The sequence below is a fragment of the Arthrobacter sp. H41 genome, assembly GCF_000520535.1.
GTDB lineage: Bacteria > Actinomycetota > Actinomycetes > Actinomycetales > Micrococcaceae > Arthrobacter_D.
Window position 1 is genome coordinate 1 of record NZ_AZRZ01000430.1, and the last position, 7,980, is coordinate 7,980.

A 7,980-nucleotide genomic window follows, 5' to 3' on the forward strand; every position below is an offset into this window, starting at 1 on the left:
CTTCCGGCCGGATAAATCCGGTCATCAGTCACTCGCACGTGAGGATAGGTAAGACACTACGCTGCCTGTCTGAGCTTTACCTGATGCTGTGAGTTTCTTCTTCTTGTCGTGCTTGCTCAAGGAGAGCATCGGTTTCCTCCAGTTCCCTAACCGCCGCGCACAGCAACCACTGGGCATGCTCCTGATCGGCGGAGACGGGACCGGCCTGCTCCAATCCCCCATCAACCTGCGAAACACTGGCTTCCTCACAGGCCTGGCGGGCCTCCAAAACCCTCTGAACACAATGATGACGGCGTGCTTCAAGGTCGATAACCATTTGCCTTCTCGCGTCGGCCAGCAGGGAACCAACCTCGTGATCCGCTTCAGAACGTGTCATACCAAGATCCTCCCAGCCACATCCTCACAGGCACCGCACCATGTCTGACGTGGGCGCAATCTGACGTGGGCAAGATTCGGTGCCTGCATACTGGTTTGCCCCGTGGGTGTGAAGGTGTGGGCTCGAGCGTGACCGCGGACCCTGGTGACCGCGTCTTCAAGCTGCCAGAGCAGTGGCGCCCGGACAGTGGCGCCCGGACAGTATGGTTTACGCTCGGTGGTTATGGACTCATCCCAGCATCAGGCAGTGGAAGGGAACCGTATTGCTGGCAGCGGTACGGCGGTAGGTGTCCTGGTTTGCCTGGCTCTCACATGACAACAGCGCCGCTTCCGCTCCGCACGAGGGTGGGACGATTACTGGCCCGGACGGCAGCGGGCGATCAGGACGCATTCGCTGAGCTTTACCGTGTGATGTCCTCCCGGGTTTATCGGCTCGCCCAACAGATGGTCGTCGACTCGGATCTGAGCCAGGAGATCACCCAGGACGTGTTCCTGCAGGTATGGCAGAAAGCCCATACCTTCGAGGCATCCAAAGGGCCCCCTGTCGCCTGGTTGATGATGATTACCCACCGCAGGGCCTTGGATCGGGCGCGGGCCGAGCACACGTCGTCGAATCGCAACGCTGCTTACGCCGTGGCGACCTACACACCGGATTTTGATCAGACAGCCGAAACAGCAATCAACCGGCTCGAAGAACAAGACATCACCCGATCCCTCAAAACCCTCAGTGCCACCCAACGTGAATCGATCAATCTGGCCTATTACGACGGGCTCACCTACCAGCAAGTCGGCGCCCACCTCGGCATTCCATTAGCAACAGCCAAAACCCGCATCCGCGACGGGCTCATCCGCTTGAAAAGCAGCATGGAACACACCTAACCCACCCGGTCCGGCTGCCCACTCTCACCCCGTAAAACGGGTCACCCGCAGTGAATCGAATGGGCGATTGCCCCCTACAAATGAGCCTCACCCGCACCATCTGTCACACCAGAGCGCTTCCCAACGGAGCTTCGGCCTAGGTCGTGTCTGTTAATTGTGTAGTCGGTGGAAGGTGATTACTGCGGTGAGTAGTACTCCGCCCAGGAATGTGGTGGCGTATTTGTCGTAGCGGGTTGCGATCCCTCGCCAGTGTTTGAGGCGGTTGAAGCCGCGTTCGACGGTGTTGCGTTCCTTATAGACCGCCGGGTCGAAGGCCGGTGGGCGGCCGCCGGCTGAGCCTTTGGCCTTGCGCCGGTCGATCTGATCCGAACGCTCCGGAATGGTGTGCCTGATCCGGCGGGAGCGCAGTTCGCTGCGCGTCGAGGGATGGGAATAGGCCTTATCGGCAAGTAACCGGAACCGGGTGCCGTCCTGGATCTTGTGGGCTTCCAGCAACGGCACCAGCTGCGGATTATCACCTGCCTGGCCGGCAGTGAGCAGCATCGTGACCGGCGCGCACGCCCGGTCGGTCAGGGCATGAATTTTCGTAGTCAGCCCGCCCCTGGAGCGTCCGATCGCGTGATCAGCCGGCTCGTTGGGCAGAAACTTGTAACTCGACCCTGCCCCCTGTGTGGCCCGGAGCGGCCTTCGGCTTCGGCGCTCCGGCAGCGTGCTGATGCGCCCTGACACTGGTGGAATCAACGGAAAGCAGCGACTCGAGCTCCGCATCATCGACCCCGGTGGCATGCTTCACCGCGGCGAACATCTGCTCATAGGATCCATCGGCCGACCAACGCCGGTAGCGTTCCCATACCGATTGCCAGGCACCAAACTCAACCGGCAGATCCCGCCACGGCGAACCGGTACGGAACCGCCAGCAAATGCCCTCCAGCGTCAACCGGTGATCATTCCACGGCCGCCCCCGCCGACCCCGTGCCGTCCGCAGAACAGGCTCAACAACCGTCCACAACTCATCTGAAATCACATCCGAACGAACCATCCATCCAGCCTCCAACATCACAAGCCTGGCTATGTCAACCTAAGCGGGACCCATGGGGGCGGTCTAAGCGGGACCCATTGTGAAGGGGTGGGGTAGCTGTATTTCGCTAGGTCAGGTGGTGTGTTGGGCGCGGGTGTGGGCGAGTCGGTAGGAGTCGGTGCCGGTTTCGATGATGGTGCCGTTGAAGGTTAGCCGGTCCACGATCGCGGCGCAGAGCCTGGGGTCGGTGAAGGTTTTTGTCCAGCCGGAGAAGGACTCGTTGGACGCGATCGCGATCGAGTTGTTTTCTTCTCGCTCGGTGAGGACTTGGAAGAGGAGTTCTGCGCCGCGCCGGTCGAGTTCCATGTAGCCGAGTTCATCGATCATGAGCAGGTCCACGCGGCCGTAGCGGGCGATGGTTCTGGCGAGGTTTTTCTCGTCGGCGGCTTCGACGAGTTCGTTCACGAGGCGTGTGGCGAGCGTGTATTTGACCCTGAATCCTTTCTCGGCCGCGGCGGTGCCGAGGCCGATGAGGAGGTGGCTTTTGCCGGTGCCGGAGTCACCGATGAGGCAGAGCGGTTGCCCGCGGCGGACCCAGTCTCCGGTGGCTAGCGTGTTGATGGTGGCGGGGTTGATGTTCGGGTTGGCGTCGAAGTCGAAATCTCCGAGCCATTTGTCTCTTGGGAATCCTGCGGCTTTGACTCGTCGAACCGAGGACCGGCGGTCGCGGTCGTCACACTCGGCCAGCAGCAGTTCTGCGAGGAATCCTTGGTAACTCAGCTGTTCCTTCTGTGCTTTGGTCGTGGCTTCATCGACGACAGCGCGGATTGTTGGAAGGCGGAGCCTGCGGCAGGCTTGGTCGATCGCTGCGTTGGCTGCTTCTTCGGTGAGGCCTCGCCGTCGTCGGAGGGTAGTGGTGATGCTGGTCGTGGTGGTCATGATGCTGTTCCCTTCTGGGCTGCGTCATTGGTTGCGGGTTCTGTTCGTTCGGGCAGGCGCAGTAGCTGGTCGTACGCGGCAACTGACGGCAATGGCCTTGTGTCGGCTGGCAGACCAGCGATGACCGCGGCGGGATCCGCGAGACGGCGTTGAGTAAGACTGACAACCCGTCGCTCGGGACCGCGAGCTTGTTCACCACGATGACGGTCCAAACGGGACCCACCCAGGGCTTCATGTCGGCGGGCCTCGACCGCGACGACATCGGCGGTGACCGCTCCAACAGTGAGTGCTGCGGTAATCCCTGCAATAACGTCCTGGGCTGCCATCGACCGGTGCAGGAGAAGAACATCGATCAGGGCTCGGGTGCCGCCGGCGTCCCCGTCGGTCTTGCGGGCCGCGGCCCAGAACGCTTCATGGGCGGAAGTGAAGGCCCCGGATGCTCGTGCGTGGGCCAGAGCGGTCGAGCCTGGCAGGGCGCCGGGTTTGTGGTGGAGGACCTCGAGGTAATGGTCAAGGTTCACGCTCTGCCCGTGCTGCGTAACGACCCGGGGGTGCCTGGCGATTTCGGTGCGACCGTCGAAGACGACTACCTCGGATGCGCGAAGGAAAACCCGTACCGGGCGTCCGATGACCCGGGCCGGAACGGAGTAGGACGCCATCCGTACCCGGATGAGGCTTGACCGGTTCACCCGTGGTGTCAGTGTCAGGCCCGGTTCGAACCGTTCCGCGGTGATCGGCGCGAGCAGGGGTCGTTCGAGGGCGAAGTCCTGGGCGACAGTATGAAGACGGTTATCGATACGGCGGTCCTCGTCATCGATGTCCCACTGCCTGATCTTGTTATTGAGCTCGGCAAGGGAATCGACGACGGGCATCGGGGACAGGTGGGTGCGGCGGAACCGGCCGACTTCCCCCTCGACGCCGCCTTTCTCATGAGCGCCCTCGATGCCGGGGTGGCAGTAGAAAGCGTCGAACCCGTAGTGGGACCGGAACAAGAGCCACCGCTGGTTCTCGGTCCGCTGCCTGCCGGTGCCGTAGATGACTTTCACGACCGCGTCGGTGAGGTTGTCGTACCTGATGTGTCGGGTCGGGATGCCGCCGATGTCCTCGAATGCGTCGATGTGGCCTTCGAGGAACGCTTCCTGCGCCTGAGTCGAATAGACCCGGTGGATGGCTTTGCCGGAGTGGGACAGGCGGAAGGTGAACATATGGCACTTGGTCTTCACCCCGGCCAGCACCACCCAGACCTCCCCGAAGTCGACTTCCGCCTCCGCCCCCGGTGCGTGTTCCTGAGGAATAAACACCTCCGGCAACCGGCCGGCCTCCGCATCAATCTCTGGACGACGTTTGCGGACATAGTCACGGACCGTCGAATAGGACAGCTCCCTTGCCCCGTGCTCATCAGCAAGGCGGGCGAAGACACGTCGCGCGGTGTGACGTTGCTTGCGGGGACTCTCAAGGTCCTGCCGGAGCATCACGTCGATCACGGCCTTGAACGTCTCCAACCGGGGCGCTGTACGCACCCGGGGCTTTCGGGCTGGTGGTTCCGCCTGCCCCAGTGCCTGCCGGACAGTTGGCCGGCCGACACCATGACGCCTGGCGAGCTCTCTGATCGAGAGGCCTTCCACGCGCGCATCACGCCGGATCCGCGCAAAAACTTCCACCCGAGACTCCATTCGAACCTCCACCTTGAGCAACCAAAAAAGCGTTGTCACAACGGTGAGGGTGGGTCCCGTTTAGATTGCCCGTGACACCCCGAAATGGCCGAAGTGGGTTCCGCTTAGATTGCCCTGGTGGGTACGAACAAAGCTGCCATAGTCACAAGCCGGATAATTAGCAGACACACCCTAGTTACAGTGAGCAGAAGCCACTCGCAACGAGCGGTGTCACGTGTTCCGCTGTGAATTGTGTGGGAAGAACCCATCCACGCGGCAGCACGCTCCGAACTACTTAGTAGGCGCACCGGAACTGGTGCGTATACACGCACAGTGAAGGAATTGATCTTATGAATAAGGCAATGCGTTTCCTTGCAGTACCCACCCTCGCCCTCGGCGCCCTGGCCATGGCATCGTCGCCAGCCATGGCAGCGGATGGCACCCACTCCGCAACCCTGAACGAGCTCAATGGCAGCGGTGGCACGGGAAGCATCACCCTCGATGTCAACGGTGACACTGCTTCTGTTGACCTGCAGGTCTCCGGTCTTGCCGAGACCTTCATGGACGCCCCGTACCCCCACGTCCAGCACATCCACACCGGCGAGCAGGCCGCAGGTGAGTGTCCCACCCCAGCCGCTGACGAAAACGGTGACGGCGTCATCAACACCACCGAAGGCGCACCTTCCTACGGCCCCATCACCAACACGATCACCACCAGCGGAGACACGAGCCCCGCCGCAGCCCTGGACCTCAAGCTCGCCGGCATGGGCGGCAGCTACCAGATCCAGCGCGACGACGTGCAGCTCACCGCCGAAACCAAGGCAGGACTCGAAGCCGGCAAAGCCGTCGTCGTCGTCCACGGCCTGGACCCGGCATCACTGAGCGCCGAAGCCGCAGCAGCACCCAGCGACATCGCCCCGGAACTGCCCCTGGCCGCAACCTCACCAGCACTGTGTGGCGTCCTCTCAGCACAGCAGATGGGCGCCATGCCTGACGGTGGCGCCGACACCGGTGTCGCCCAGGAAACCGGATCCAACACCGCCGTCCTCGCCCTCGGTGGCGGACTCGTCCTGGCAGCAGCAGCCGGCGGAACCTTCATGGTCCGCCGCAGCAACGCCAAGGCATAATTTCCACCAAGCACCATGAACTGATCGGACATGATTCCTCACATGATTAGTTCACCCAGCGACCGCCGCAGAAGCCATCTGGCCTCTGCGGCGGTCGCTGTTTTAATCCTCACCGGCTGCGCCACCAACACCCCGGCCCAAAGCCAAGAACCGGCAGCGCCGTCCCCGACCGTCTCCGCTTCGTCCACACCCGCGGTGCCGGCCCCGACTCAACCACCCACCGCCACCGCGCCCGGAACACCAGCACCAGCACCAGCACCGGCCCAGTTGCCGGTCCTGCCGGCGTCGAAGCCGGTGTCATTTACCATCCCTACCATCAGCGCGGGATCGGAGCTGCTCAGCCTCGGGCTGCGCGAGAACGGCTCACTCGAGGTTCCGCCCGGTGATCCAGGCGCACCCGCGAGTTGGTATAACGACTCCCCCACACCCGGCGAACGCGGACCCGCGGTCCTGCTCGGACACGTCAACGCCACCGACGGCGGCCCCGGAGTCTTCGCTGACCTCCGCAAGCTCAAAGCAGGCGACACCATCGACGTGCTCCGCGAGGACGGCACCATTGCAACCTTCACCGTTGACCGCGGTGAGCAATACGCCAAGGACGAATTCCCCACCCAGAAGGTGTACGGCAACACCGAAGGCTCCGAACTACGCCTGATCACCTGCGACGGCTACGACCCAGACACCGGCGAATTCGACGACAACTACGTCGTCTACGCAAAACTGGTGCTCTAGCCCACCAGGCCGGGGTTGAATTTCCCGTCAGGAAAGCACCGCGGGCAGCTGTCAATACATGACGACGCCTGCTGGTGTGTTCCCCGACCCGGGTCCGTAACCAAAACGAGACAAACAGTTGAATGTCACGTAAAGTTTGTCCCGATGCCGGTATCAACTGCCGGTATTCCCGAAACAGCTTGCCGAGCTCTGCCACTGTTTTGGGCCGTCCGCACCATCGCATGGCAGAGGCGGGGGAACCACATTTTTGACCGTTCCTAAACGGTCTTGGGGTTAAGTCGCAACACTTCACTGACTCAGTGACGTTGCGTGGCCGGGTGACTCCCATCCGAATCCGACAGCTCACCCCGCAGGCATTGGGAGAGGCAACCAACCATGTCACGTACGTCCGTTCCGGCGCGCCACCGCGCCACCCCCACCCACTCCATCGCCCTGCAGGGCCTGTCGCTCTCGGCGAAGTCCCGCGCAGTGACGCTGGGTAAGCCCACGATCATCGTCGCCGCTGCGGGCGGTCTGATGTTCGCTGCGGGAGCACCGGCCCAGGCCGGCACCTTCGCGGAAAGCACTGCCCCAGCCGCCGTTCAGGCCCCGGCGGCAGCAGCCGGTGTACACACCGTCGCCGCTGGCGACACCCTCGGTGCCATCTCGGCCCGTTATGGCGTGTCACTGGACACGGTTTTGGCGCAGAATGGCCTGTCCTACGCTTCGGTGATTTACCCCGGACAGCAGATCAGGGTCTCCGGTAGTGCTTCCGTCGCCGCTCCCGCAGCTGTGAGCCCCGCAGCGGTTCCCGCAGCATCACAGGCAACCCAAGCGTCCTTCACCGCACCCGCACCGGCACCTGTACAGGCACAGTCCGGTGTTTCCTTCGCCTCCAGCGCCATCACCCCCGTAGCGGCCCTGGCTCCTGCAGTGCAGGCCAGCGGCGTCGGTGCGGCTCTTGTCGCCTCGGCCCGCGCACAGATCGGTGCCATCCAGGACTGCACCATCCTGGTTGAAAAGGCACTGCGTTCCATCGGTAAGACTGTGGGAGACCTCGGTCCGACCCAGTTCTACCAGTACGGCACCGTTGTGGGATCCCCCGCTCCCGGTGACCTCGTCATCAGCTCGGGCCACATCGCCATCTATGTCGGTGGCGGCAAGGTCGTCAGCAGCGGAATGAACGGTGCGAATCTGACCTTCGAGCACGACCTCTCTGACCTTCCCGGTTCGTCCTTCGTGCGCGTGAGCTAATCCGCCGTATGTTGTGAAGCGGCAG

7 protein-coding genes, 1 pseudogene and 1 riboswitch are annotated in these 7,980 nt (G+C 62.7%); of the genes and pseudogenes, 4 read left to right on the top strand and 4 right to left on the bottom strand.

Annotated elements, in window-relative coordinates; translation table 11 throughout:
* Nucleotides 1-76: 76 nt before the first annotated feature.
* Nucleotides 77-376 (bottom strand): hypothetical protein, encoded by a 300-nt coding sequence (locus tag Y705_RS21615; RefSeq protein WP_155849829.1) that lies wholly within the window; start codon nt 374-376, stop codon nt 77-79.
* Nucleotides 377-687: 311 nt separating this feature from the next.
* Between Y705_RS21615 and Y705_RS0100785 the strand changes: the two genes are divergently transcribed.
* Complete coding sequence (locus tag Y705_RS0100785) at nt 688-1,254, top strand: sigma-70 family RNA polymerase sigma factor (protein WP_049822056.1); 567 nt, start codon at nt 688-690, stop codon at nt 1,252-1,254.
* 150 nt (nt 1,255-1,404) lie between these two features.
* On the opposite strand, the pseudogene Y705_RS20820 reads toward Y705_RS0100785, so the two are convergent.
* The 3 genes and pseudogenes from Y705_RS20820 to istA form a co-directional block, all read right to left on the bottom strand.
* Nucleotides 1,405-2,293: pseudogene (locus Y705_RS20820) on the bottom strand (IS5 family transposase).
* Between the two features lie 111 nt (nt 2,294-2,404).
* Complete coding sequence (istB, locus tag Y705_RS0100800) at nt 2,405-3,211, bottom strand: IS21-like element helper ATPase IstB (RefSeq protein ID WP_049822057.1); 807 nt, start codon at nt 3,209-3,211, stop codon at nt 2,405-2,407.
* Nucleotides 3,208-4,884, bottom strand: a complete 1,677-nt coding sequence (istA, locus tag Y705_RS0100805) for an IS21 family transposase (RefSeq protein WP_026531494.1) — start codon at nt 4,882-4,884, stop codon at nt 3,208-3,210. Before istA ends, istB begins: the two co-directional genes overlap by 4 nt.
* 329 nt (nt 4,885-5,213) lie before the next feature.
* On the opposite strand from istA, the gene Y705_RS0100810 reads away from it, so the two are divergent.
* The 3 genes from Y705_RS0100810 (at nt 5,214) to Y705_RS0100820 (ending at nt 7,955) form a co-directional block, all read left to right on the top strand.
* A complete protein-coding gene (locus Y705_RS0100810) occupies nt 5,214-5,990 on the top strand; it encodes a CHRD domain-containing protein (RefSeq protein ID WP_026531495.1) in 777 nt (258 codons plus the stop codon).
* Nucleotides 5,991-6,032: 42 nt separating this feature from the next.
* Nucleotides 6,033-6,722 (top strand): class F sortase, encoded by a 690-nt coding sequence (locus Y705_RS0100815; protein WP_026531496.1) that lies wholly within the window; start codon nt 6,033-6,035, stop codon nt 6,720-6,722.
* A 193-nt stretch (nt 6,723-6,915) separates the two neighbouring features.
* Nucleotides 6,916-7,092, top strand: a riboswitch (cyclic di-AMP (ydaO/yuaA leader).
* A 5-nt stretch (nt 7,093-7,097) separates the two neighbouring features.
* Nucleotides 7,098-7,955 carry a LysM peptidoglycan-binding domain-containing protein gene (locus tag Y705_RS0100820; RefSeq protein ID WP_026531497.1) on the top strand — a complete coding sequence of 286 codons (858 nt, stop codon included), beginning with the start codon at nt 7,098-7,100 and terminating at the stop codon, nt 7,953-7,955.
* Nucleotides 7,956-7,980: the final 25 nt, after the last annotated feature.

Bases quoted from the DNA above. Each gene is read 5' to 3' on its own strand.
- Y705_RS21615 (WP_155849829.1), bottom strand. From the start codon at position 376: ATGACACGTTCTGAAGCGGATCACGAGGTTGGTTCCCTGCTGGCCGAC.
- istB (WP_049822057.1), bottom strand. From the start codon at position 3,211: ATGACCACCACGACCAGCATCACCACTACCCTCCGACGACGGCGAGGC.
- Y705_RS0100820 (WP_026531497.1), top strand. From the start codon at position 7,098: ATGTCACGTACGTCCGTTCCGGCGCGCCACCGCGCCACCCCCACCCAC.
- istA (WP_026531494.1), bottom strand. From the start codon at position 4,884: ATGGAGTCTCGGGTGGAAGTTTTTGCGCGGATCCGGCGTGATGCGCGC.
- Y705_RS0100815 (WP_026531496.1), top strand. From the start codon at position 6,033: ATGATTAGTTCACCCAGCGACCGCCGCAGAAGCCATCTGGCCTCTGCG.
- Y705_RS0100785 (WP_049822056.1), top strand. From the start codon at position 688: ATGACAACAGCGCCGCTTCCGCTCCGCACGAGGGTGGGACGATTACTG.
- Y705_RS0100810 (WP_026531495.1), top strand. From the start codon at position 5,214: ATGAATAAGGCAATGCGTTTCCTTGCAGTACCCACCCTCGCCCTCGGC.